This window comes from Paraburkholderia adhaesiva (assembly GCF_021390575.1).
In the GTDB taxonomy this organism is placed as follows: Bacteria; Pseudomonadota; Gammaproteobacteria; order Burkholderiales; family Burkholderiaceae; genus Paraburkholderia; species Paraburkholderia adhaesiva.
The window spans coordinates 943,638-969,377 of record NZ_JAJEJQ010000001.1 but is presented as its reverse complement, the minus strand read 5'-3'; the positions used below and the strand labels follow the sequence as shown (position 1 = coordinate 969,377).

Here is a 25,740-nt window from a genome sequence, read left to right as displayed (position 1 = left end):
CATGCGTCAGGATTCGAAAAGCTGAGCTACACTAGAGTTGTTGCGCTGCACAACGATCTGGCACCCTAAGGAATTGGCATGACCTCCGCGCCCCACGCGTTACGCGTGCGACGCGTGTTCTGCATGTTTCCTTACCCCCGACCGGTGTGCCGCCCGAAAAAAAAATCCAATCCGTCCGGCTTTTTCGAGACGCGCGAGCCCGCGCGCACCGGATACGCCGGATATAGACCAGACCATAACGCCGGAGCACCTATGCTCTACCACATCCGTGAATTTCAGCGCGCACTGCTGAGCCCGATGACCGCCTGGGCCCAGGCGGCGTCCAAGTCGTTTTCGAATCCGGCGAGCCCGTTTTCGCTCGTGCCGGGCGCGACGCGACTCGCCGCCGGCTACGAGTTGATCTACCGGCTCGGCAAGGACTACGAGAAGCCGGAATTCAATATCCGCCAGATCGTCAGGGACGGCTTCAACATTCCGATCGTCGAGCAGACGATTATCCAGAAGCCGTTCTGCCGTCTGCTGCGCTTCAAGCGCTACGCCGACGACAGCGGCGCCGTCACGGTGCTCAAGGACGACCCGGTGGTGCTGATCTGTGCGCCGCTCTCGGGCCACCACGCCACGCTGCTGCGCGACACCATCGCCACGATGCTGCAGGACCACAAGGTCTACGTCACCGACTGGATCGACGCACGGATGGTCCCGGTCGAGGCAGGCCCGTTCCACCTCGACGACTACGTCGCGTACATCCAGGAATTCATCCGCCATATCGGCGCGAAGAACCTGCACGTTGTCTCCGTTTGCCAGCCGACGGTGCCGGTGCTCGCGGCCATTTCGCTGATGGCGAGCCGCGGCGAGGACACACCGCGCACGATGACGATGATGGGCGGCCCGATCGACGCGCGCCGCAGCCCCACGTCGGTCAACTCGCTCGCCACCGAGCGCTCGCTCGACTGGTTCACGAACAACGTGATCCACACGGTTCCCGCGAACTATCCGGGCGAGGGGCGCGCGGTGTACCCGGGATTTCTGCAGCACGCAGGCTTCGTCGCGATGAATCCGGGGCGCCACGCCGCGTCGCACTGGGACTTCTACAAGAGCTTGCTGCGCGGCGACGAAGAGGATGCTGAAGCGCACCGCCAGTTCTACGACGAGTACAACGCCGTGCTCGACATGGCCGCCGAATACTATCTGGAGACCATCAAGACGGTGTTCCAGGAGTTCCGCCTCGCGGAAGGCACGTGGGACGTGGCCGGCGAGCGCGTGCGGCCGCAGGACATCCGGACCACGGCGCTGCTGACGATCGAAGGCGAACTCGACGACATCTCGGGCGCAGGCCAGACGCGCGCCGCGCATGACCTGTGCACGGGCATCCCCGACGAAGAGAAGCATCACCTGACCGCCGAGAAGTGCGGCCACTACGGCATCTTCTCGGGCCGCCGCTGGCGCACGATCATCTATCCGCAACTGCGCGAGTTCATCCGCCAGCACCAGCAAACGAAGCAACGGACGAGCGAAAACGCGGTCGCCTGAGTTCCCTCAAGGACCGCGTCTAACGGTATGAACCACGTGAAGCGCGCCGCAGTACGCGGCGCGCGCTTCCTTGCCAGCCCGGGCCTTCAGCGACGCTACTTGCGCATCACATACGCAAGCAGCATCTCCGTGTTGAGCTGAACGATCTCCGCGCGCTCGGTGCTCGTGCTGAAGTCACGCCCGAGCGTAGCCGCGAGCGTGAAGCGGTTCGACACGACGTAGTAGCCCATGCCCGAGATCGTCACGTAGAGCCGCAGCGGATCGACGTTCGCGCGGAACAGCCCCGCCGCCTCGCCGCGCGCGAGAATCGCCGCGACGGTCGCTACGATCGGCGAAACCATCTCGCGGATGCGCGTGGACTTCTGCATGTAGCGAGCCTCATGCAGGTTCTCATTATTGATGAGCCGCAGGAACTCGGGGTGGTCCCGGTAGTAGTCCCAGACGAAATGCGCGAGCCGCGTGATCGCCTCGACAGGCGCCAGGTCGGCGAGGTCGAGCGCGCGTTCGGCTTCGGTGAGCAAGGTGAACGCATGCTCGAGCACGGCCGTAAACAGCTGCTCCTTGCTGCCGAAGTAGTAATAGAGCATGCGCTCGTTGGTTTCCGCGCGGCGGGCGATCTGATCGACGCGTGCGCCGAACAGTCCACCACCTGCAAATTCTTCCGCCGCGGCAAGCAGGATGCGACGACGTGTGCCTTCAGGATCTCTTTTGATTTTTGGCTGATTCATAGTGGCAGGATCGCTCGGTAAGCCGCGTTTTCCGGATAACACCGCCGGGCCTCTCCTAGCCCGTTTTTCGCCCGGATTCATACCCGCGGGCGGCGGCGTTGAACGGGGCGCGCCAGGTTAATGGACAGACACCCTTCATCCAACGGTCTTGCGTTCTCTGTTTTACTGGCCGGTCTGGTTGCCGTACTTTGCCGTTTCGCGCGCCATCTTTCGACGCTTTCCCCGACAATCGTTTCGAATTAAGCGCTTTGATTATGGCACAGGACCCGGCAATCGCAATGCGGGAAATCGGCGATAATGCGACATTCGGGCCGTGACCACGCCGCCGCATGGCGGCGCGCAAGACACGCATACACAAGACACAACCCGCGGCCCGCCCAGTTGTTGCAAACATAAACCCGTGAACGATTCCAGGACCCTCGCAGACCGCATCGAGGATCTGCTCCCCCAGACGCAATGCACGAAGTGCGGCTACGACGGCTGCCGGCCCTACGCCGAGGCCATCGCCGCCGGCACGGCCAGCTACAACCAATGCCCGCCAGGCGGCGCTGAGGGTGTCGCGCGCCTCGCGAAGCTGCTCGGCAAGAGCGTCATCCCGATCAATCCCGACAACGGCGTCGAGCGTCCGCGCCCCGTCGCGTTCATCGACGAAAGTCTTTGCATCGGCTGCACGCTGTGCATGCAGGCATGCCCGGTCGATGCGATCGTCGGGGCGCCCAAGCAGATGCACACCATCGTCAAGGACCTCTGCACGGGCTGCGATCTGTGCGTTGCACCCTGCCCCGTCGATTGCATCGCCATGATCCCCGTCACCGGCACGGCGACCGGCTGGGACGCGTGGACGCAGGCTCAGGCCGACGAAGCACGGGGGAATTACGAGCGCCGCCAGGCACGGCTCGCGAGCGAACGAGATGCGGCTGAGGCAAGGCTCGCGGCGCGGCGGGCGGCGGCTTTGTCCAGCGCGTCTGCCGGCGCCGCTGCGTCAACGTCCGGCACTACCCAGGGTGCCGCATCTGCTGCTGCAGTGCAAAGCTCAGTCACGCCTGCCGATGATGCGCAAGCAAAGAAAAAGGCCATCATCGAGGCCGCGCTCGAACGCGCGCGCCGCAAGAAGGCCGAAATGGCCCAGCAGGGCGACGGCCCTCGCAACACCGCGAACGTCAGCGCCGACGTGCAGGCGCAGATCGACGCAGCACATGCGCGCCGACGCCGTCTCGGCATCGACGAATCCGCGCAGGACGGCACGGATACCCCCGCGCCGCGCGGCGACAAGAACGAAGACACGCCCGCCTGAGCGGGCACGAGCTGACGCGACAACGCCCACAAGCAATGAACGCCACCAAGCGCCGAGCCATCTACGAAACGCTGCAGAGCCTCAACCCGCACCCAAAGAGCGAACTCGAGTACGACACGCCTTTCGAACTCCTGATCGCTGTGATGCTCTCGGCGCAGGCGACCGACGTGTCGGTGAACAAGGCCACGCGCAAGCTGTATCCGGTCGCGAACACGCCTCGCAAGCTGCTCGAACTCGGCGAGGAAGGCATCGCTGACTACATCAGGACCATCGGCCTGTATCGCACGAAGGCGAAGAACGTCGTCGCGACCTGCGAGATCCTGCTCGCGCAATATGGCGGTGAAGTCCCGAAGACGCGCGAAGCGCTCGAAGGCCTGCCCGGCGTCGGGCGCAAGACGGCCAACGTCGTGCTCAATATCGCGTTTGGAGAGCCGACCATCGCCGTCGATACGCATATCTTCCGGGTTGCGAACCGTACCGGCATTGCGCCCGGGAAAGACGTGCGGGCCGTCGAAGTTGCGCTCGAAAAATTCACACCGCCCGAGTTCCGCCACGACGCGCATCATTGGTTGATCCTGCACGGACGCTATGTGTGCAAGGCGCGCCGCCCCGAATGCTGGCACTGCGTGATCGAACCGCTCTGCGAGTTCAAGCCGAAAACGCCACCGCCCGAACTCTGAGCGCCGCCAGCGACCGCACGCCGTGCGGCGTAAAATAGGCGCTCGCCTTAAACGTCACCACCCACCGAAGATGTTCAATCCCAGCCGCGACGAAGTCCGCCGCTTTTTCACCGAAACCTGGCGCAAGCAGCGCGCAGGCGAAATCCTCACGCCGCTCGAAGCGATCGCTGCCGACTGGATCGTCGAGCATCCCGAGTACCACTCCGAACTCGCCGACGCCGATGCGGCGTCCGCGCAGGATTACTCGCCCGAGCGCGGCCAGAGCAACCCGTTCCTGCATCTGTCGATGCACCTCGCGATCAGCGAGCAGTTGTCGATCGATCAGCCGCCCGGCATCCGTGCGGCACATGAGCGGCTCGCAGTGCGGCTCGGCTCCACGCACGACGCGCAGCACGCGATCATGGAATGCCTCGGCGAAACGATCTGGGAAGCGCAACGGACCAACACGCCGCCCGACACCGACGCCTATCTCGCCCGCATCGAGCGCCGCGCGTCGCGCGATTGAAGCCGGAGCGTTGTTGCGTGCGCGTGCCGGTTGCGCACGGCGAAGAACCGGGCTTAGCAAAATCGCATGAATGACGAGCTTGCGACCCGGTCGCTGTGACCGGTCTGATTTTGTTGCCAGGGCACGGATCTCGTCCGGCTCAGGCATCGCCGCGAGGCGGCCGATGCCTGCCATCATTGGCCTCTTCCCCCACCAGTACTGAATTCCACGAGCGTTAGACTGTAACGGCATAACAACGTCGTACGCACGGTGACTACGCCAGCGGAATGTAGATATCGGTCTGCCACTGATCCTCTGGCGTCTCGGGGTAAACACTCAGGTAGTGAAAGAACATCGGCTGATCGCGTAGATCTTCCCCGCTCGTGGGAAGCCAGTCGCGGTAAATCGGATAAATCGATTCGCCGATGTGGTCGAGCGATCCCACGTGCCGCACCACAGCGCAACGACCGCCGGGGATGACGAGTTCGCGCACGCCATAGCTATTCGGCACCACCGCCTCGTGGATCTCGCCGCAGATGGCAAAACGGAATGCGTCCGGCGGCACGACGTCGGGGTTGCCATAAGGGATACCAAAGCTGCGGCTCGATGAAACGGGCGATTGCCCGCTTTGCACGCGCCATTCGATGAACTTGCGCACGCTCTCGTTGACGAGTCCGGGTGGCCCACAATGCTCGAGCGCCGCGACCCGGGCTTCAGCGAATTCGACAATTTGCACTTGCATGATGAAGCTCCTGGAAAAGTAAGGGACAACGAATACCGCACTCCAGACTTGCCAGTTCGGGTTTTGCCGGAAGAGGCTCGGCGCCATGCCGAACGCGCGCCTGAACGCCCTGCTGAATGCCTCGGGACTCTCGAATCCGGCATCGAGCGCGACGTCCAGCACCGAACCGTTTGCGGCAGAAGCCAGGCGCTGGGCAGCGCGGCGCAATCGCATCAATTGCACGTAGCGTGCAACGGGAACGCCCACGTACGCCCTGAATTGCCGATGAAAGTGAAACGCCGAGAAGTTCGCGACCTCGCTCAGCGCCTTCACCGAGAGGTCACCGTCGAGATTGGCGTCGATGTGAGCGAGGACCGCATCGAAGCGCTTCGCGTAGGCGGCGTTGGTTGGCATGGAGTCACATCCGTGAAGAGGGTCTAGATCGTGCAGGTGGTGATATGGTCGCCTGGACCGGCGTGCATGTGCCTAGCCGCGTTTGCTTAACTGGCATCGCCGATTCCCCATCGGACCTCACACGACACGCGTTGCCGCGAACGCGGCCCCGGGTGTGAACGACCGACCGTATTCAGAGGTCAATCCACAAGCATTCCCGACGAGCAAAAAAACACCCCGCGAACGGATCGCCTTCGTCAGCGAAACCTTCGCGGGGTGTTTTCGTTGCGCGCTATACGGCTTGAGCGACACAAGTAACGTAAGTGGCGCGGATGCCGCGAGGCATGGCCCACACCCACCGACGCATCACTTCTTGTCGATCAGATCGCCCCGTAGCGACTCGATATACGCGGCGAGATCCCTCATGTCGCTCTGCGAAAGAGTCTGCACCTGCGCCTGCATGATCGGATTGCTGCGCCCCATATGCGGGTTGCCGACGCCCATCTGATACTGGCGCAGCGCCCAGTAGATATAGTCGGCGTGCTGGCCCGCGAGCTTCGGATATTCAGGGCTTATCGGCTTGTTCAGGCCGACTCCGTGACAGGCGGCGCAGTTGTGGGCATCGGCGAGCACCTTGCCGTTGGCTGCGTCGGCGGCGTGGGCCGGGCTCAGCGCCAGCATGGCGGCGAGCGTCGCCGCGTATGCAGCGCCTTTCACAAACGAGGCGGGCGTATTGAAAGCATCGGCGAAGAAAGACTGTGCGGCGTGGATCGACTGGTTCATGAATTCTCCTGTCTGTCGACCAGAGTTAGCGCTTTGGCGCTTACTCTGATCCCGTGCATGCCGGGTGCCCGTTACTTCTCGGGATTGTTCTTCGAAGTGATCGTCTGGGACGCGTAGTAGGCCGCGATATCGGCGATGTCCTGTTCGGTGAGCGACGCGGCGATCGCGTGCATCGTCTCGAAGTGACGGTCGCCCTTCTTGTACCCGTGCAGCGCATTCATGATGTACTGGGCGTTCTGACCGCCCAGAATGGGTACGCGATAGACCTCGGGATAAGCGGTGCGATAGTCGGGAATACCATGACAGCCGATGCACATCGCCACCTTGGCCTGCCCCGCCTTCGCGTCGCCCACGATATCCGCGTGAGCCGTGACCGCGAAGCCCGCCAGCACCGTCAATGCTCCGAACACGACGTGCTTGCCGACAATTTTTTTCATAGCACCCTACCTGCTTTGAGGGGAATCGAAAGCTCGAACCGCAGGCGACGGCCTGCGCCGTAGGTACTGCCGTTTTTACTTATGCGTCGCCGTGCAGGCCGAAAAAAATCGAACCGATTGTACCGTGCTGTCCGTCCGCGCGTCCACACGGCCCGGGGCGCCCGGCAGGCGTCGCAGAACGCCCCGGGGGGACGGTGCACAAGCCGCGTGGCACGGGGCGCGCAGTGGGGACGGGGCTCTTGCGCGATGCCGGACACAACGGGTGCCCCAGTCTGGCCCCACGGCGGCCAGGACAACACCAGGGCTGATCCCGACGCCGTACCGCATTAGACTTATACTGGAATTTTTTTCAGCGAGCGGTACACCATGTGCGCCATGCGTTTCGAAGGTTCTTCGCAGTACGTCGCCACCGACGATCTCAAGCTCGCGGTCAATGCCGCACTCACGCTGAAGCGCCCGCTGCTCATCAAGGGTGAACCCGGAACCGGCAAGACCATGCTGGCCGAGGAAGTCGCTGCGGCACTCGGCCTGCCGCTCATGCAGTGGCACATCAAGTCGACGACGAAGGCGCAGCAGGGCCTCTACGAATACGACGCGGTCTCGCGCCTGCGCGACTCGCAGCTCGGCGACGAGCGCGTGAAGGACATCCGCAACTACATCGTGAAGGGCGTGCTGTGGCAGGCCTTCGAGTCGGACGAGCAGAGCGTGCTGCTGATCGACGAAATCGACAAGGCCGACATCGAATTCCCGAACGACCTGCTGCGCGAACTCGACCGCATGGAGTTCTACGTCTACGAGACGCGCGAGCTCGTGAAAGCGAAGCAGCGCCCGCTCGTCATCATCACGTCGAACAACGAGAAGGAACTGCCCGACGCATTCCTGCGCCGTTGCTTCTTCCACTACATCAGCTTCCCCGATCCGTCGACGATGCAGCGCATCGTCGAGGTGCACTATCCGGGCATCCGCAAGCAACTGCTGAATGCGGCGCTCGAAAGCTTCTTCGAACTGCGCGGCATCGCGGGCCTGAAGAAAAAGCCTTCGACGTCCGAACTGCTCGACTGGCTCAAGCTGCTGCTCGCGGAAGAGATTCCGCCCGAAGCGCTGCGCGCCGCCGACGGCCAGAAAACCATGCCGCCGCTCGCGGGCGCGCTGCTCAAAAACGAACAGGACATGACCTTGTTCGAGCGCCTGATCTACATGAACCGTCACAACCGCTGAACGAGCGCGCCCGGAGCACCCGCATGCTGATCGACTTTTTCTACTCGCTACGCGACGCGAAGCTGCCGGTTTCCGTGAAGGAGTATTTGACGCTCGTCGAAGCGCTAAAGGAACGCGTGATCGCGCCGTCGCTCGACGAGTTCTACTACCTTTCGCGGATGACGCTCGTGAAGGACGAGCAATACTTCGACCGCTTTGACGCTGCATTCGGCGCGTATTTCCGCGGCATGGAGAAGAAGTCGGAACTCGCCTTCGACATTCCTGAGGACTGGCTCAAGAAGCGGCTAGAGCGCGACTTCACGCCGGAGCAACGTGCGCAGATCGAAGCGATGGGCGGCCTCGACAAGCTGATGGAGCGCCTCAAGGAACTCTTCGAAGAACAGAAGGAGCGCCACGAAGGCGGCGGCAAGTGGATCGGCACGGGCGGCACGTCGCCGTTCGGCAACGGCGGCTTCAATCCCGAGGGCGTACGCATCGGCGGCGAAGGCGGCCAGCGCAAGGCCGTGAAGGTATGGGACGCGCGCGCGTTTCGCGACTACGACGATCAGGTCGAGATCGGCACGCGCAACATCAAGGTCGCGCTGCGGCGACTGCGCCGCTTCGCGCGCGAAGGCGCGGCCGAGGAGCTCGATCTTCCCGGCACGATTCGCAGCACCGCGGCGAACGCGGGCTGGCTCGACCTCAAGATGGTCCCCGAGCGGCACAACAACGTGAAGGTGCTGATGCTGCTCGACGTGGGCGGCTCGATGGACGATCACATCAGACGTACTGAAGAGTTGTTTTCGGCGGCGAAAGCCGAGTTCAAGCATCTTGAGTTCTACTACTTCCACAATTGCGTCTACGACTATCTGTGGAAGAACAACCGCCGCCGGCACGCCGAGCGCACGCCCACCTGGGACCTGCTGCACAAGTTCACACCCGACTACAAGCTGATCTTCGTCGGCGACGCCACGATGAGCCCGTACGAGGTGCTGCAGCCGGGCGGTTCGGTTGAATACAACAACCCGGAAGCGGGCGCCGTGTGGCTACGCCGTCTCGCCGATCATTTCCCGCGTTTCGCGTGGCTCAATCCCGAGCCCGAGCGGCTGTGGGAATATCGGCAGTCGGTGTCGGTCATCCGCGAGATTCTCGGCCACCGCATGTATCCGCTCACGATCGCCGGGCTGGAAACGGCCATGCGCGTGATGAGCAAGTAAAGCGTCCCCCCTATCACAATCAGGCACGACGAGGAGACCCACCGCATGAGCGCGCCTTCATCCCCCGACCTCAAGGCATTCCGGCCGGGACCGCTGCGACCGTTCGCGGACACATCAGTGTCCACGGTGGTCGCGGGCTTCGTCGCGATGATGACGGGCTACACGAGTTCGCTCGTGCTGATGTTCCAAGCCGGCTCTGCCGCCCATCTCAGCGCCGAGCAGATTTCCTCGTGGATCTGGGCGCTTTCCATCGGCATGGCGGTTTGCACCATCGGCCTTTCGCTGTGGTTCCGCGCGCCGATCGTGGTCGCATGGTCTACGCCGGGCGCGGCGCTCCTCATCAGTTCGCTGCCCCATGTCCCTTATGCCGAGGCGATCGGCGCGTATATCGTCTGCGCGTTACTGCTCACCGCAGTGGGCGTGTCCGGCTGGTTCGACCCGCTCATGAAGCGCATCCCGTCGGGCATCGCCGCCGCGCTGCTCGCGGGCATTCTCTTCGAGATCGGCATCGAGATATTCAGGGCCGCGCAGTACCAGACGCCCCTCGTTCTCACGATGTTCTTCGCATACCTCGTCATCAAGCGCTACCTGCCGCGCTATGCGATCGTCGCGACGCTTCTCGTCGGCATTGCCGCCGCCGCCATGCTCGGTCTGCTCGATTTCAGCCACTTCCGTGTGGCCGTCGCGAAGCCTGTCTTCACGATGCCCGCGTTCTCCGTTTCGGCGATCGTGAGCATCGGCATTCCGCTCTTCGTCGTCGCCATGGCATCGCAGAACGTGCCCGGCGTCGCCGTGCTGCGCGCCGACGGCTACGATCACACGGTCGCGCCCGCCTCGCCGCTCATCGCGACGACGGGCCTCGCGTCGCTCGTGCTCGCGCCGTTCGGCTCGCATGGCGTGAACCTCGCCGCCATCACCGCGGCGATCTGCACCGGGCCCCACGCTCACGAGAACCCCTCGAAGCGCTACATGGCCGCTGTGTGGGGCGGCGTGTTCTATCTGATCGCGGGCGTATTCGGCGCGACCATCGCCGCGCTGTTTGCCTCGTTTCCGAAGGCGCTGGTCGTCTCGATCGCGGCACTCGCCCTGTTCGGCTCGATCATGAGCGGCCTCACCAACGCGATGCAGGATCCGAAGCAGCGCGAAGCCGCGCTCGTCACGTTCATGGTGACCGCCTCGGGCCTGACGCTGCTCTCGATCGGTGCGGCGTTCTGGGGGCTCATCGCGGGGGCGATCACGCAATTCGTGCTTAACACCCGGCGCGCCTGAGCACGCCGGAACACGCTGTCCCGAGGCTCAGGCGGCGGCTTCGACCGCGTCATCGCAACTACACCCGATCCGCCATAAAATGATTGTCGCGAGCCGCACCCCGTCCGCGTAAAGCACGTAATCTGTACCGGACGCGGGGGCGTTGCAGTCCCCCTGACACAACGGCTGGACGCCAACGCCGGCCAGCCGTTCGACTCTCAACCGTCACGGCGCGTGAGCGCCCTCAAGGCCTGACATGACTACCGCACTCGACCAGCTGAAGCAGTACACCACCGTCGTCGCCGACACGGGCGACTTCCAGCAGTTCGCGCAGTACAAGCCGCAGGACGCGACGACGAATCCATCGCTGATCCTCAAGGCCGTCCAGAAGGCCGAGTACCGTCCGCTGCTCGAGAAAACCGTGCGCGATCACGCAGGCGAATCGGTCGAATCGATCATCGACCACCTGCTGATCGCCTTCGGCACCGAAATCCTCAAGATCATCCCGGGCCGCGTCTCGACCGAAGTCGACGCGCGCCTCTCGTTCGACACGAAGAAGTCGATCGACAAGGCCCACCACATCATCGACCTGTACAAGGCGGCCGGCATCCCGAAGGAGCGCGTGCTGATCAAGCTCGCATCGACGTGGGAAGGCATCCGCGCGGCCGAAGTGCTGCAGAAGGACGGCATCCGCTGCAACATGACGCTGCTGTTCTCGCTTGCGCAGGCCGCAGCGTGCGCTGAAGCGGGCGCACAACTGATTTCGCCGTTCGTCGGCCGCATCTACGACTGGTACAAGAAGGCCGCAGGCCCGAACTGGGACGAGGCGAAGGACGGCGGCGCGAACGATCCGGGCGTGCGCTCGGTGCGCAGCATTTACGCCTACTACAAGAAGTTCGGCTACAAGACCGAGGTGATGGGCGCGAGCTTCCGCACCACGAGCCAGATCGTCGAACTCGCGGGCTGCGACCTGCTTACGATCAGCCCGGACCTGCTGCAGAAGCTCCACGACAGCACGGAAACGGTCGAGCGCAAGCTCTCGCCGGAGGCGTCGAAGAATGCGGAAATCGCGCGCGTGCCGGTAGACGAGGCGTCGTTCCGCTACCTCGTGAACGACGACGCGATGGCAACGGAAAAGCTTGCCGAAGGCATCCGCGCGTTCGCCGCCGACGCCGTGAAGCTCGAAAAGCTGATCCTGGAACTGCGCGCGCACTGACGCGCCAGGGCGCCGAGGCGCCTCTATTGCGTTTTCGTATGGCGCTCACGCCGCACACGGGCCGGCTGCGGCCGGCCCGTCCTCGTACCCCTCGGCAACCGGCCCAAGGCTTTACGCGCCGATTTGCCCCGTTTCGCAACGTCTGGCAACGTCTCGCGGCTCCCCCACTTCGCCCCCCATTCCCGGCAGCGATCACGCAAACTCTGGCCGGACAGATGGCACGCAGGCACGAAACCACACGCCTAGAATCAGTTGAGCGGCACCCTCTGCCGCGCGATCCGGCCCTGGCTTCGGGCCGGCCATACGTCCCATCCGCAAGGAAACCGACGATGCAAATCCAGCCCTATCTTTTCTACAACGGCACCTGCGAGGAAGCGATCGCGTTCTACCGCGACGCGATTGGCGCGAAGGAGCTGTTCAAGATGCGTTTCAAGGACGCCCCGCCCGATCCCGAGCACCCGATGCCGCCCGAGTTCAACGAAAAGATCATGCACGCGACGCTTCAGGTCGGCGACGCCGAACTCATGATGTCCGACGGCGGCTGCATGACGAAGAACGACAAGTTCCAGGGATTCAGCATTTCACTCGGCGCGCCGGACGTCGCGACCGCCGAACGGCATTTCAACGCGCTCGCAAAAGGCGGACAGGTCACGATGCCATTCCAGAAGACCTTCTGGTCGCCGGGATTCGGCATGCTCACGGACCGCTTTGGCGTGCCCTGGATGGTCACCGCGCCGCCGATGGAAATGCCCGCGGGATAACGTCGGGCTAAGGAGTCAAACTGCGGAGCGCGCTTCACGGCACTCACGCCACCCGGTGCCCCGAGGTGCGCTCGATGTTCCAGTGCGGCTCGGTTTCGAGCAGCAGCGCGCGCAGCATGTCGACCAGTTCCTCCACGCGCAGACCGAGCCAGTACGGTCCCTCCATCTCGGGCGCGAGCGGAGCGGAGAATTCGGCCACGGCGTCGTCGCCGGCGCCGTTCGCTGCATCCCGGGCCTCCGGCGCTATGTCATGGCTGGGGCCAAGCGCCCCCGCCACCGCCTCCGGATGGCGTCCGCCGCCGAAACGCAGCGCCCGCGCCGTCTGGAGCAGCGCCACGCGCACGCTCGCGCCGCGTCCGGCGAACGCGACCTGAATGAGTTCCTGCTCGTAGCGCTGCATCCCCATCGACATCATTTCCAGCGCGCTCAGCAGCGACCTGTGCGACCGCTGGATGTGCTCCAGCCGCGCGAGCGGCACGCCGATCTCTTTGGCTACCGAAGGCATCAGCGCGCGCAACTGCACGAGCCGCTCATTCAGGCGCATGAAGGTCCGGATCTGTTCCTCGCCATCGACACGCTCGCCGTGCGCCACCTGCGTGTAGATACGCGCGCATTCACGCAGGTTATCGGCGAGCCGGTAGCGCCACGAATACGTGGCATGCAGTGGCAGAGCAAACGAGAACGCCACCGCAATCACGATGCCGATCATCACGTTCAGCGTGCGCCAGAGGCCGGTGTCGATGAGATTGTCGCCGTGGCCTGCGACGATGCACATCGTGATCGCCGTGAGGAGCCCGACGTAACCGGCCTTGCCGATCGCATGCCAGGCGCAGACGCCCGCCACGACCGACATCAGCACGTAGGTCAACACCGTCGAATCCGTGACCGCCTGGATGACGATGAGCACGAGGCCGATGCCCGCGCCGAGCAGTGTGCCAAGTGAGCGCTCGGCGGCCTTCTTGCGGATATTGCCGTGATGCTGAAGCCCGCCGATCACGACGAGCACCGTCACCGACGCCCAGATGCCGTGCGGAATGTCGATGCCGGTGGTCGCGAGGATCGAAACCAGCATCGCGAGTCCGACGCGGATGCTGTGAATAAGGCGGGCGTTCCGGTAGCGGTAATACGGCGAAGCCAGCGCGTGCCAGATGCGCGAGATCCGCGAACGGCTGCGGCGCAACGGCGGCACGGGACGAACAGCGGCGGAATCGGATTCGGACTGGGCCATGGCGCTAGTGAACGTGAACCGGTGAGGAAACATCTGCAGCGCTCATCGTGCACCAGAAAAACGAATGCCCGCAACTGCGCGTTGCGGGCATCGGCGCGGCGGGTTCGTGGATACGGCCCCGCCGCCGGTTCGATCAGTGTCGATCAGCTCTCGACGACGTCGAGATAGTCTTCCGGACGCGTGCGGTCCTCGCCCTTCTCCATACCGAAGACGTGCACGAGCGCCGATACGACGACTGCCACGACGAGGTTCACGATCAACGACCACACCGCCGCGTAGCCCGGGATCGCAATACCGAACAGATGGATCGTGAAGATCGAGCTAGCGAGCTTCAGCGAGATCGCCATCCACGTGCCCGTTGCGATGCCCACGGCCCAGCCGAGCAGCAGGCCGCGGTAGTCGAGCTTGCGCGTGTAGAGGCCGAGCACGATGGCCGGCAGCGTCTGGATGATCCAGATACCGCCGAGGAGCTGCAGCTGGATCGCGTACTTGAGCGGCAAGCCGACGATGAACGCCACCGCACCAACCTTCACGATCAGGGAAACCAGCTTCGCGACGTTGGTCTCCTGCTCGTGGTTCAGTCTCGGGTTGATGAACTCCTTGTGGACGTTGCGCGTGTAGAGGTTCGCGGCGGCAATCGACATGATCGCAGCGGGCACGAGTGCGCCGATGCCGATCGCGGCGAACGCCACGCCGACGAACCACGACGGGAAGAAGTGCAGGAACAGCGCCGGCACCGCAAAGCTCGGACCGAAAGCCTTGAAGTACGGCACGAACTCCGGCATGTTCTGCACGCCCGCGGCGAGCGCCATGAAGCCGAGCAGTGCGAGCAGGCCGAGCACGAACGAGTACGCGGGCAGCATCGCCATGTTGCGGCGGATCGTGTTGCCCGACGACGACGAGAGAATCGCCGTGACCGAGTGCGGGTACAGGAACAGCGCGAGCGCCGAACCCACTGCGAGCGTCGCGTACGCGCTATAGCCGTTCAGGCTCGACGCATCCGGCGACTTGAGCAGCAGCTTCTCCGGCGGCACGGCAGCGAAGATGTGGCCCCAGCCGCCGAGCTGCGCGGGAATCACGATGATTGCCGCAGCGATCGTGATGTAGATGAGCAGGTCCTTCACGATCGCGATCATCGCCGGGGCACGCAGGCCCGACGTGTACGTGTACGCGGCAAGGATCGCGAATGCGATGATGAGCGGCACGTCGCCGACGAAGCCCGTCGTATTGAAGCCGAGCGCACCGATCACCACCTCGATACCGACGAGCTGCAGCGCAATGTACGGCATCGTCGCGACGATACCCGTCACGGCGATGGCAAGCGCGAGCCAGCGGCTACCGTAGCGTGCGCTCACGAAGTCGGCGGACGTGACATAGTGATGACGCTTCGCGATGGCCCACAGCTTCGGGAACACGACGAACGCGAACGGATAGATCAGGATCGTGTACGGCAGCGCGAAGAAACCCGTTGCGCCCGCACCGAACACGAGCGCGGGCACCGCGATGAACGTGTAGGCGGTGTAAAGGTCGCCGCCGAGCAGGAACCAGGTGACGACCGTGCCGAAGCGGCGGCCGCCGAGGCCCCACTCGTCGAGATGAGCGAGGTCGCCCTTACGCCAGTTCGCCGCGAAGAAGCCGAGAATCGTGACGCCGATGAAGAACAGGACGAAGACGGTAGTGGCGACGATGTTCATTGCGCCTCCCCTTCATCGCCGCGACTGCGTTGCTTCGTCTTTTGATAAACGAACGCGGTAATGACGGCACTGATCAGCACCCAGAGGAGCTGATACCAGTAAAAGAACGGGAAATCCCACAGCGTGGGTTCGATCCGGTTGTACGACGGCACCCAGACCATCGCGATCCACGGCAGCACCAGAAGCCAGAGCCAGTGCTTGCTGCCCTGGCTACCCTTGCCGCCGTTGGCGTTGTTAGCCATGACGTCTCCTTTTTACTTTATTGTGATGTGCGCGCCGCCCCGCGGAGCGGCCGATGGCCTTGCCGACCCGTAGCCAGCAAGGTCCCCGAGAGCACAAAAAGAGTATCGAGGGCGCGGCGCGAGGTCAAGCCGGGGCCGACCCCAATCCTGGCGCGGCTGTCAAGCCCTCAGCGCACGCTTGAACAGCGATGCTGTTGCGAATACTCAATCGACAATAAAAAACCGGCCAGCGGCCGGTTTGTGCGCGTCGACATCGCAGGACCGGCGCAATTGCCGGTCGTGCGAAGCCTAACGAAAAGAAAACGGGGGATATCCGATCAGATCGAGAACGTCTCGCCTTTCTGGCCGCTCGATTCGCGCAACGCCGTCACCCACTGGTGCGCCGGCAGACCAAGCGTGGTTTCGAGCACTCGGGCGCGCTTTTCGAGCGCCTCATACGTTACCTCGAGCGCGGGACCGGAAAATGCGAGCGCGACACGATTGCCCTCGTGCACTTCCGGCAGCGCGATCACGCGGCCCTCGAACGCCTCGTTGAGACGCTTCATGTTGCGCACGAAGCTCGGATGATCGCCGAAGAGGTTGATCGTCGCGATACCGGCATCGGTGAGGCACGAGCGCACGGCGCGATAGAACGCGACGCCGTCGAGCACCGGGCCGCGCGCGGTCGCGTCGTAGACGTCGATCTGCATCGCGCCGATGGTGCCATGGTTTGCGCGGTCGTTCACGAAGTCCCACGCGTCGAGCTCACGCACGGTGAGGCGCGCATCGTCGGGCGGGAGTTCGAACATCGTGCGTGCAGCGATCACGACCGCCGGATTCAGTTCGATCGCCTCGACCTTCGCGTCACGCAGATAGTGATGCGCGAATTTCGTCAGCGCTGCCGCGCCGAGGCCGAGTTGCACGATACGCTTCGGCGTCGCGAGGAACAGCAGCCAGGCCATCATCTGCTGTGCGTATTCCAGCTCGATATGATGCGGCTTCTTCAGGCGCATCGCGCCTTGAACCCACTCGGTGCCAAAGTGCAGATAGCGCACGCCGTCCTCTTCCGAAAACGTCACCGGTGCAAAACGCGGCTTGCGCGGCGCTTCGATAGTCGGCGCACGGTCGAGATCGTCGGTGGCGCGGCGCGTGCGTGCAGCGCTCTTTGCAGTTTTCGCGGTCTTTGCGCGTGGCGCGGTTTCGGCTTCCGCGTTCTCCAGGTTCGCGGCAGCGTCCGCGTTCTGGGCAATGGAGGTCTTGCGGAATGCGCGCGCTTCGGCCGAGGCGCGTTTGATCAAGGTCGTCATGTTGGAAATATCGTGCTAATAGAGGCGGTTTCCCGGGCGAACGAGAGCATAGCACTCGCCGGGCCTGGTACTCGTGCGCCTCAGCACGGTGGATCGTCTTGCCGTCGACCACCGCCCCGTCCTTTGGCATCTGCTGCGCGGCACGAACGCGGTTTCTTTCTGTCGACAGACATGACGTCCGCCCTCCTGTCGCGCGCCGAAGATTTGATCAGAACGTTTCCCAGGATTCGTCGCTTTGCTCGACCGGCTTGACCGCTTCTGTCGCGACGACCGACTTCGCCGCAAAACGCGGCGCGGAGCGCACGGGCGCCACCGGTGCCACCGGCGCTTTAGTCGCCGGCATAGCCGGTTTGCGCGCCACGACGCTGGCCGTACCCGCAAAAGCCGTGTGTGCCGTCGAGACCTTGAACACCGACACTGCATCACGCAAACCGCGCGCCTGCTCGGCCATTGACTGCGCCGCAGCCGACGCCTGTTCGACCAGCGCCGCATTTTGCTGCGTGACCTGATCCATCTGGACCACCGCCGAGTTCACCTGCTCGATGCCCTTGTGCTGCTCGTTCGAAGCGGCGGCGATCTCGCCCATCAGATCCGTCACGCGACGCACGGCGGACACCACCTCGTTGATCGTGCGCCCCGCCTCGTCCACCTGCTCCGTACCGGTCGTGACGCGTTCCACCGACTCGTTGATCAGTTCCTTGATCTCCTTCGCCGCCGTCGCCGCACGCTGCGCGAGGCTGCGCACTTCGCCCGCGACCACCGCGAAACCGCGCCCCTGCTCGCCCGCCCGCGCCGCTTCGACGGCCGCATTCAGCGCGAGGATGTTGGTCTGGAACGCAATGCCTTCGATCGTGCTAATGATGTCGGCGACCTTCGCCGAGCTTTCCGAGATTTCGCGCATCGTGTGAACCACGCGCCCGACCACTTCGCCGCCACGCGCAGCGACATCGGATGCATTCGCTGCCAGCGTATTGCCCTGCTTCGCGCTTTCCGTGTTCTGACGCACGGTGGCAGTCAGCTCTTCCATACTCGCGGCGGTTTCTTCGAGCGACGCGGCCTGTTCTTCGGTACGCGAGCTCAGATCGGTGTTGCCGGTGGCGATTTGCGATGCGCCGGTGGCAATAGTTTCACTGCCGTTGCGCACCTGGCCGATCAGGTTCGCGAGATTCGTGTTCATCTGCTTGAGTGCGCCGAGCAGTTGTGCCGCTTCGTCGCTGCCCTGCGCGTCGATATGCGAGGTCAGGTCGCCATTCGCAACCGTTTGCGCGACCGCGACAGCTTTTTGCATCGGCTCGACGATTGAACGCGCGATAACTGCAGCCGTCACGACGCCGATCACCACCGCGAGCGCAATCGCCAACCCGATCGCAATGAGTGCCGTGTGGTAGGTCGACGCGGCCTCGTTACGTGCGGCGTTTGCGCCCTGCGTCTGGAACACGACGTCTTTGGAGATCGCGTCCATCGCCGTGTTAAAGGTCGAGGAACTGTCGCCGGTCGCCAGCGCATCGGCTGCCGCAGCGTTGTTCGCATCCGACAATGCGAGCATCTGCTTGTCGGTTGTCAGATAGTCGCTCCAGGTGCTCCGGATGCGTTGGGCCAGTTGCGTCTCGTCCGACCCGGAAACTGTCTTCTCGTAGGCGGTCATCGCCGTTTCGAACTGCTGTTGCGCGGATTCGTGGGCGGCGTGCAGACTCTGCTTCTTCGTTGCATCGCTTTCGAGCACGTAACGCAACGACGTGCGCCGCGATCCGTTCTCGGCCGCCCGCACGTCGCCGAGGTCGCGCGTGCCCACCAGCCAGTTATCGGCAAGGTCGACGGTGTTGTCGTTGAGTTTCGACGCCTCGAACGTGGCGAAGCCACCGACCGCACACAGCAGAATCAGCAAAATCCCGAAACCGACACCGAGTCGGGCACCAATGCGCAAGCTGTTCAAACTAAACCCCATCTACGACTCCCTTGATTAGCAACGTCTAGAAAAGCGCCTCGACGCTTTTAGCCTGTCCTAATTCAAATGTCGGCCACCTGGGAGAATCCTTGAGGGTTTTGTTTTGATTTCTTTTGCTTAGTAACGCTTATGTAATGCGGGACAGAACAAATGCAGACGAATAAATAGCTCCATATCAGTCCGGTCTGTTAGAGTTGTAAACAGCATTCAGGCTCGACCGCTAGATGCAAATGAAATGGCAATAGCCATCGTACCAAATAAAATCTGCTTCACTTGCGCTCCCTACTCACGTAGCCAGCCCCCCGGCATGGCGTCTGTGGACAATATAACGCTCATGGAGTGCGAGTATAATGTCTTACTGTTAAATACATAAAAGGTATTTTTGAAAAATATTTTCTCCGATCAATTTCAGTCTCCCCGCTATGCATTTCGACAACATACCAGTCGCTACCCCTTCCCCGAATAGATTTTTGATTGGTCTCCCAATTACAACAAGCAAATTTTAAGTGACTAGTATTTGCAGTCCGAGCCAACCAATTTTCCACATGCACAGCATCTTTGCCACTTACACGATATTCAGCCTCTAACCACTCCAAAGCCCCCCCATCCTCGCTACCGATTTTGCAATTGAAAAATTGCACATCGGGTCGACCCAGACCAATCTGCGCCAAAAAGTCACCGCAAACCAGCGGAGGCTCCGGTCTTTTTTCCGCATACACATCTTTTAATAAGAATATTAAAATAAAACAAACAATTATTTTTATCATTTAACCTCCAAATAACCGACATATTTACCCCTGGTTTCTGGAATGCGGTGGGATATTAAAAACACGTAAACATCGCTCCACCGATTCAAATCGTAAACAGTTACACATCCTTCCGATAAATTTCCAATGTGAACGTATCTCGAAGAATTTCCAGACGTCCCCTTCAATTCAATTGGGAACCATACTTGATCTGCTATTACCTCACCAACTCCATGATCTTTGGCATATTTCACGTAGAAATCCGTCATGTTACTATTATGTGGATTTTCCGGAGCCATGATACGGTGAACGCCACGCGGTATTGGAGAATATTTTTGACCCCACACGCTGTTAAGCGTCACCTTAATTGAGGAATTACCTGGAATTGATGCCACCCCCCACTGTTGATCCAAAATTTCATCGCGGTGGCCGCCATATCCGGGATCCCGCCTCGGGAGCGACTTAGTTCTGGTTTCCATATTGCTGTACTGCACCAGCAATGTCGCCTTGGCAGCGCTTGGTGGATTTTTCAATAAATATTTATCAACATTATCATCGGATATGCAGGCCACCTTTCCTACATATTCGCTATTGCCATCAGCGATTTTAAAAAAAGTATAGCCATTTTGCGAATTAATTATGATTGTTTTGGTGTACTCGCAAATAGAAACCGGCTTCCCGGGCGCCCCTTCATTTGAAAGAAGCACGGTCAACCACTTAGATCTAAAGGATGTTAATTTGACATATCGAGTTTCGCCGATTACCACGTGACTGCTATTTTGAATTTGATTGGTCGCGGCATCATTGTTTTGTAAAAAATTACTCATAATTATACCAATAATTCGACGGTTAATTCCTTCGGCTCGGCCGAATAAATTCGCATTGTTTCGCCAAAATTATTTGTCACACCTTCATATACGTGACCGTCTTCGGTGGTAATTCTATAATTTTGATTATCAATGGGCTGACCGGTTTCGTCCTTCAGGACAATCGTTTCGTCATAGTCGCCGTGGGGAAGCACCAGCATTGGTATAAGCTTTGAATCCGTAGCCAGCTTGCTCCACGTTGCACCCTTCTCCAAGATCGGACCCGGCGATCCATTAATGATGCCGCTCCCATTGATCTGGATATAGGAGCCGCCTGAGCCGATCCAGACCTCCTTCGCGGCGGTGATAATGACTTTTCCGTCCGTACTGCTGATGGTGAGATCCTTGAGGGCGGCGAGCGCCATCTGGTCGCTTTGCGCCTGGATCTGGACCTTGCCCTTCGCGGCGTGGAGCTTCATGCCGTCCTGGTAGGCAAAGAGCGACACCGCACCGCGCGCCGAGAGGTGATAGTGACGCCCCGCCGAGCCGCTGTAGTCGCGGCCCGCCGTCACCGCGTGATCGTTTACGCTCGCCTGATGCGTGCTGTCGGCTGCGGTCGTGGCAATGCCCGCAGCGCTTGCGAGCACGAGATCGGGCCGCGTCATTTCCGGCGAGGGGTTGCCGGTGCTGGCCGCACCGCCCCTGATGGCCGTGTTCTGTGTCTTGACGGTCTGTGCTGCGTCATGCTGGCCTGCTACCGTGGTCTGCGCCTGGTGTTTCAGCGCGAGCGCGCCCAGGTCCTCGTGCTGCTGGTGCGCCTGCGTCAGCCGCTGCACCGTCTCGCCCATATCCTTCACCGGTGCGCCCGCCCCCGCGCGTGTCTCGGTGGTGATCAGCATGCCGCGGTTCGCTCGCGCCACACCGTGCGCATCGGTGGCCAGTTCGAAGCCTTCACCGCGCGCCTGCGCCCGCCCCTGGTTGCCATCGATGTGCGTGTTGGCGCCGAGCACGAGCCGCGAGTTGGCCTGGTCGCTCGACACCTGTACCTGGAGCTTGCCCGGCGTGTCGTCGGTGACCACCGTGTTCGAGCCCTGGCCCTCCAGCGACTGGCTCCTCCAGCCCGAGAGCGCATCGTTGTGCGGCAGCACCCACGGCGGCTCATTGAACTGGTTCACGTGCCGCCCCGCGATATACGGCTTGTCCGGGTCACCATGGTAGTAGCCCACCACCACTTCCTGTCCCGGCCTCGGAATGAAGATCGCGCCGTAGTTCTCCCCCTGCCAGGGCGACACCGCCCGGATCCAGCAGCTCGAATCCTGGTTCATCTGGCCCTGCCGGTCCCAGATGAACTGCAGGCGGGCCCGCCCGTACGAATCTGTCCACACGGGCGAATTGTCATAGCCCGTGATTACGGCAATCTCGCTATGCAGGCGGGGCTTCCTGGCCTTCTGCGCGGTCCGGAATGGCGAGTTGGCCGGCTGCACCGTGAAGCGCGTCTCGCAGCTATAGTGCGCGGCCGAGCCCGGTGCCTGGGTCGAGGTGTCGTTGTTGCGGATATCAATGTGGGTGGAGACGACCAGATACCCGGCATTACCCAGCTTCTGCGGGTAGCCCTCAAGGCTGAAGATGTGCCCGGTCATGAGACCACGCAGGTTGCCTTTACCCTTGCCGCGCAGGCTCTTCGCGCGGTGCGCTTCGAGCCGCACACACGCCAGATGCTCGCCCTCGAACCACGCATCGTTGGGCTCACCTTCGATACCCATCGCCCCCGCGAGCGGCTGCGAGTAGTCGCCCCACGCGTATTCCTCATAGTTGTCGAATGCGCGCTTCTGGAAATCCTGGTCTTTCGCGGCCAGATCCGCGCGTGAGCGCGTGTAGTCGTAGTCGGTGACGCTTACCTTGCCCGTCGTGAGCGTGCGGGCGATCTCGAACTGCGAGACGTGTTCCTCGTCGATGCGCTGGCCCTCGGGCGCGAGATAGCGCAGCGTGGCATAGGCCGGGCCATGCTTCCTGAAGCCACCGACCGAATCCACCAGCACCAACGTGCTGTCTTCGTAAAAAAACGAAATACCCCATTCCTGCCACAATCTGTTCAGGTAGGCGAAATCCGATTCCCACGCCTGACGCTGGTAGTCGCGCCGTGGATAGCCGCGCCTGAAGCCCGGACCGTTCAGGCGTTTCTCGTACGGGTAGGGGTATTTTTCCAGGATCGCGTCGGTGATCTGGATCACCGTCTTGTCCTGGTCGATGCGCGAATCGATCTTCAGGGTCGCTAACCAGAGCCACGGACGGATGCGGAACTGGTAGAACGCGCGCCGCTCATCGGCCCCGACACAGCGGGCCGAAACGATCAGTCCCGTGATCGTGCGCGTGTCGGCACCGATATTGGCCGCACCGATGAAGCCATCGCCGCGCCCTTCGATCGCGATGCTCACGGTGACTTCCTTGCCCACGAGCTGGTCGACGTCGACCAGCGACTGCGCTTCGCGCACGCCGAGCATCATCTCGTCAAGCGTCGCCACCTCGACCGTGTAGTCGTACAGGTGACCGAGCTTTTCCTTGCCCGACACGCGCGACACCGTAAAGAGCGGCATGTCGCGCCAGGTGGGTAGTGCTGCGCCCGATAACTCCAGTATGCGGGACTGCCTGAACCATGACATCGCAGACTCCATGCAGGGAAATAAAAACGATAAGAGGAGTTCAGAAAACCTTGTGCATACCGGTTCGCAGCGCTGAGAATTCCTGCGTGGTCCCACCGATGCAGGGCAACTCGGTGGCGTAACACTCCAGTCGTATGCAGTCCATCGGAGTCCTGCATTGACGGTTCTGGCAGACCTGCCTCGCAATCCCCGAACGCACAGGCACCACGTTGATTAGTGTTTCATGGACTGCACTGACACGGCAATCAGATAAGGTTTAAAGAAAAGTCAGGAGCAACGCAAAGCGCATAAACGCTTCAGAACTTGACAGATAACAAGATCTGGCTGCAATGGCGATTATTCAGGACGCTCTTCTGCTACCCCTGAATCCCGATGCCCGTGCAACGTTGGCGTCACTTTCCTGAGCGTCCCCCGGATTTCCTCACCATGCGCGACGGTTACGCGGGCACCGCTGCGGCCCTGCGCGACGCGTTGCGTCATGCCGTCGAGCACGGCGGCGCGTCCTCGCTCGGCGTGCCGCACCAGGGTGTACCGTCCGCCGCGACACTGATGGGCGACGCCGCTGCGGCACAGGCCGCACGAATCCGCCGCCAGCTTGAGCGTCTCGCACCACTGCGTGCGCACCGCAAGCGCTAAAATTTTCGTGCGGCTCGCGCTGCTATTTCGGCAGTTATCCCAACCCCGAATGCGCCGACGCAATGCGCGTTGCGCTCGCCCATGTTTCGACGCTGCCATTGGGGCATGCCGTTAAAAGAACCCTTGCCCCGCGCCATCGTCTCCAATAGACTTACGCACACGAAATATACATCAGGAATGCAAACAAATTCACGGATGATCCTTCACCTGATCGTTGTATTCGCTGCGCGCACGCACAGAGGTCGGCGGTCAATGCTGGCCGTCAGGCCGCATGGTGATCATGCATAGCTAACGGACACTCACAGCGAATTGTGGAGTGTCCGTTGCTGACGGCAACGGCTCTACACCGCGCTTAATGCCGCGATCCGCCCGGCCCCCGCTTGATCTCGACGCGGTTGCGGCCCGCCGCCTTGGCCCGGTACAACGCATCATCGGCCCGCCGGATCAACGCATCGGCGTCGGTCGAACCCGCCGCCACTGCGACGCCGATGCTGCAGGTGACCGGGATGCCCTGCTCGTCGAACTGGATCGCCGTCCTCGCAACCTGTTCCCGAACGCGCTCGCCAACTCGAACCGCCTCGTCCTCATCGACACCCGACAACACCATCAGGAATTCTTCGCCGCCGTATCGGCCTACCGCATCCATCGCCCGTGCGCCGGCCCGCAGTCGTTCGGCCACTATGCGCAAGACCTGATCGCCAGCCGCGTGACCTTGCTTGTCGTTGATGGCCTTGAAGTAATCGACATCGATCATCAGAACGGCGACCGACGACTGCCCCGCCTGCGCCAGTTCTGCGTCGAGCAACTCCCGGATCGCCAGACGATTCCACAGATGCGTCAGCACGTCGATGCGCGCCTTCATCTCAAGCTCTTCGTTCGACAACGCGAGCGCGACCTGCGACTCCGACAAAGCCGCCACCTGCAATTCGTGATTCGCCATTGCGGCCAGATCGGCGAGACTATCCATCTCCTCCATGCCGAAGTCACGGGGCGTGCTATCGCCGATGCAGAGCACGCCAACGTGTTCGCCGTCGAACAGCAAAGGCACGCCGGCGTAGAAGACCCAATCGTGGGCTAATGCGCTATCGCAAACGCGAACGTCCTCGCGGGCATCGCGTATCACGCAGACGTCTGTATCCAGCACCGTGTAGTGACAGTACGAGTCCTTGCGCAGCCCTTCGATACCGTCGAAGCCCTGAACGCTTTTGAGCCACGCCAGTTTCTCCCCGACGATGTCGATACATGCCATCGGCACACCGAAAATCCGCCGGGCCAAGCGGGTGATCCGGTCAAAGCGCTCTTCGGCCGGAGTACCGAGCAACCTGACTTTGTGAACGGCGGCGAGTCGTCTGTTTTCGTTGGGTGAGTTTGGTGCGGCTGGCATGGTTTTTAATCGACATTCGCGTTCAGGTGGCCTGCGCGCCCGGCTCAAAAGCAGCGGGCATGACCCCGGTTCGGCAGAAGGTGAAATGGCACGAATTTACACTCGCCGGGACACCGGCGTTGTTTCATCTGCCTTCTAGAAACACGGCGGCGAGTGATTTTACCTGAGCCACAAATCCGGTCACCGCGGGCGCGGAAGCGGGAGTCGGGCAGGTTCTGCTCTGCCAGTCGCGACGCTTTTCCGTTCGCTTTCCCGTAAATGAGCAGCGCACAATAACCGGGCCGCCCGGCGTAGACAAGTGAAAGCGCGTGGCGCCGCTGCGCAGTTGCCGCCAGCAACGCCCCGGTGACGAGAACCCAACGTCACTCGCACTGCCTCGCATGCCCTGCGCGCGGACGTTTGCACCGATACAATGATCGGACAT

23 protein-coding genes are annotated in these 25,740 nt (G+C 62.0%); 10 read left to right on the top strand and 13 right to left on the bottom strand.

Annotation, left to right across the window (positions count from 1 at the left end; translation table 11 throughout):
* Positions 1–252: 252 nt before the first annotated feature.
* The gene (locus L0U80_RS04240) at positions 253–1,530 is read left to right on the top strand and encodes a polyhydroxyalkanoate depolymerase (RefSeq protein ID WP_233862717.1); all 1,278 of its coding nucleotides are present in this window, start codon (positions 253–255) and stop codon (positions 1,528–1,530) included.
* A gap of 95 nt (positions 1,531–1,625) precedes the next feature.
* On the opposite strand, the gene L0U80_RS04235 is transcribed toward L0U80_RS04240, so the two are convergent.
* A complete protein-coding gene (locus tag L0U80_RS04235) occupies positions 1,626–2,258 on the bottom strand; it encodes a TetR/AcrR family transcriptional regulator (protein ID WP_233862716.1) in 633 nt (210 codons plus the stop codon).
* A 400-nt stretch (positions 2,259–2,658) separates the two neighbouring features.
* Here L0U80_RS04235 and rsxB point away from each other — a divergent pair, with 400 nt between their 5' ends.
* The 3 genes from rsxB to L0U80_RS04220 all read left to right on the top strand — a co-directional run bounded on the left by rsxB (position 2,659) and on the right by L0U80_RS04220 (position 4,737).
* Entirely contained in the window at positions 2,659–3,552 is an 894-nt protein-coding gene (rsxB, locus tag L0U80_RS04230) for an electron transport complex subunit RsxB (protein ID WP_233862715.1), read from the top strand.
* A gap of 35 nt (positions 3,553–3,587) precedes the next feature.
* On the top strand, positions 3,588–4,232 hold the full coding sequence (gene nth / locus L0U80_RS04225) for an endonuclease III (RefSeq protein ID WP_233862713.1): 645 nt from the start codon (positions 3,588–3,590) through the stop codon (positions 4,230–4,232).
* A 70-nt stretch (positions 4,233–4,302) separates the two neighbouring features.
* Positions 4,303–4,737 (top strand): DUF1841 family protein, encoded by a 435-nt coding sequence (locus L0U80_RS04220; protein ID WP_233862711.1) that lies wholly within the window; start codon positions 4,303–4,305, stop codon positions 4,735–4,737.
* Positions 4,738–4,990: 253 nt separating this feature from the next.
* Here L0U80_RS04220 and L0U80_RS04215 read toward each other — a convergent pair whose 3' ends face one another.
* From L0U80_RS04215 to L0U80_RS04205, 3 genes are all read right to left on the bottom strand, one after another.
* On the bottom strand, positions 4,991–5,851 hold the full coding sequence (locus L0U80_RS04215) for an AraC family transcriptional regulator (RefSeq protein WP_233862710.1): 861 nt from the start codon (positions 5,849–5,851) through the stop codon (positions 4,991–4,993).
* Positions 5,852–6,196: 345 nt separating this feature from the next.
* A complete protein-coding gene (locus L0U80_RS04210) occupies positions 6,197–6,511 on the bottom strand; it encodes a c-type cytochrome (protein ID WP_233865649.1) in 315 nt (104 codons plus the stop codon).
* 173 nt (positions 6,512–6,684) lie between these two features.
* A complete protein-coding gene (locus L0U80_RS04205) occupies positions 6,685–7,050 on the bottom strand; it encodes a c-type cytochrome (RefSeq protein ID WP_233862709.1) in 366 nt (121 codons plus the stop codon).
* A 375-nt stretch (positions 7,051–7,425) separates the two neighbouring features.
* Between L0U80_RS04205 and L0U80_RS04200 the strand changes: the two genes are divergently transcribed.
* From L0U80_RS04200 to L0U80_RS04180, 5 genes are all read left to right on the top strand, one after another.
* Positions 7,426–8,268 carry an AAA family ATPase gene (locus L0U80_RS04200; protein WP_233865648.1) on the top strand — a complete coding sequence of 281 codons (843 nt, stop codon included), beginning with the start codon at positions 7,426–7,428 and terminating at the stop codon, positions 8,266–8,268.
* Positions 8,269–8,291: 23 nt separating this feature from the next.
* Complete coding sequence (locus tag L0U80_RS04195) at positions 8,292–9,464, top strand: vWA domain-containing protein (protein ID WP_233862708.1); 1,173 nt, start codon at positions 8,292–8,294, stop codon at positions 9,462–9,464.
* A 45-nt stretch (positions 9,465–9,509) separates the two neighbouring features.
* Complete coding sequence (locus L0U80_RS04190) at positions 9,510–10,733, top strand: benzoate/H(+) symporter BenE family transporter (protein WP_233862707.1); 1,224 nt, start codon at positions 9,510–9,512, stop codon at positions 10,731–10,733.
* 235 nt (positions 10,734–10,968) lie between these two features.
* Complete coding sequence (gene tal / locus L0U80_RS04185; RefSeq protein WP_233862706.1) at positions 10,969–11,928, top strand: transaldolase; 960 nt, start codon at positions 10,969–10,971, stop codon at positions 11,926–11,928.
* Between the two features lie 329 nt (positions 11,929–12,257).
* Positions 12,258–12,689 carry a VOC family protein gene (locus tag L0U80_RS04180; RefSeq protein WP_233862704.1) on the top strand — a complete coding sequence of 144 codons (432 nt, stop codon included), beginning with the start codon at positions 12,258–12,260 and terminating at the stop codon, positions 12,687–12,689.
* A gap of 43 nt (positions 12,690–12,732) precedes the next feature.
* Here the strand turns inward: L0U80_RS04180 and L0U80_RS04175 are convergent, their stop codons facing one another.
* The 8 genes from L0U80_RS04175 to L0U80_RS04140 form a co-directional block, all read right to left on the bottom strand.
* Positions 12,733–13,917 (bottom strand): FUSC family protein, encoded by a 1,185-nt coding sequence (locus L0U80_RS04175; RefSeq protein ID WP_233862703.1) that lies wholly within the window; start codon positions 13,915–13,917, stop codon positions 12,733–12,735.
* 143 nt (positions 13,918–14,060) lie between these two features.
* The gene (gene mctP / locus L0U80_RS04170) at positions 14,061–15,611 is read right to left on the bottom strand and encodes a monocarboxylate uptake permease MctP (RefSeq protein ID WP_233862702.1); all 1,551 of its coding nucleotides are present in this window, start codon (positions 15,609–15,611) and stop codon (positions 14,061–14,063) included.
* Entirely contained in the window at positions 15,608–15,853 is a 246-nt protein-coding gene (locus L0U80_RS04165; RefSeq protein WP_233862701.1) for a DUF3311 domain-containing protein, read from the bottom strand. Before L0U80_RS04165 ends, mctP begins: the two co-directional genes overlap by 4 nt.
* Before the next feature lie 317 nt (positions 15,854–16,170).
* Positions 16,171–17,139, bottom strand: coding sequence for a class I SAM-dependent methyltransferase (locus L0U80_RS04160; RefSeq protein WP_233862700.1), 969 nt, complete (start codon positions 17,137–17,139; stop codon positions 16,171–16,173).
* Between the two features lie 208 nt (positions 17,140–17,347).
* Complete coding sequence (locus L0U80_RS04155; RefSeq protein WP_233862699.1) at positions 17,348–19,084, bottom strand: methyl-accepting chemotaxis protein; 1,737 nt, start codon at positions 19,082–19,084, stop codon at positions 17,348–17,350.
* Positions 19,085–19,416: 332 nt separating this feature from the next.
* Positions 19,417–19,851 carry a DUF4952 domain-containing protein gene (locus L0U80_RS04150; RefSeq protein WP_233862698.1) on the bottom strand — a complete coding sequence of 145 codons (435 nt, stop codon included), beginning with the start codon at positions 19,849–19,851 and terminating at the stop codon, positions 19,417–19,419.
* Positions 19,848–20,657 carry a hypothetical protein gene (locus L0U80_RS04145; protein WP_233862697.1) on the bottom strand — a complete coding sequence of 270 codons (810 nt, stop codon included), beginning with the start codon at positions 20,655–20,657 and terminating at the stop codon, positions 19,848–19,850. Before L0U80_RS04145 ends, L0U80_RS04150 begins: the two co-directional genes overlap by 4 nt.
* 2 nt (positions 20,658–20,659) lie before the next feature.
* Positions 20,660–23,296 (bottom strand): type VI secretion system Vgr family protein, encoded by a 2,637-nt coding sequence (locus tag L0U80_RS04140; protein WP_233862695.1) that lies wholly within the window; start codon positions 23,294–23,296, stop codon positions 20,660–20,662.
* 426 nt (positions 23,297–23,722) lie between these two features.
* On the opposite strand from L0U80_RS04140, the gene L0U80_RS04135 reads away from it, so the two are divergent.
* Positions 23,723–23,932 carry a hypothetical protein gene (locus tag L0U80_RS04135; protein ID WP_233862694.1) on the top strand — a complete coding sequence of 70 codons (210 nt, stop codon included), beginning with the start codon at positions 23,723–23,725 and terminating at the stop codon, positions 23,930–23,932.
* A gap of 352 nt (positions 23,933–24,284) precedes the next feature.
* On the opposite strand, the gene L0U80_RS04130 is transcribed toward L0U80_RS04135, so the two are convergent.
* Positions 24,285–25,316 carry a GGDEF domain-containing protein gene (locus L0U80_RS04130; protein ID WP_233862692.1) on the bottom strand — a complete coding sequence of 344 codons (1,032 nt, stop codon included), beginning with the start codon at positions 25,314–25,316 and terminating at the stop codon, positions 24,285–24,287.
* Positions 25,317–25,740 lie beyond the last annotated feature (424 nt).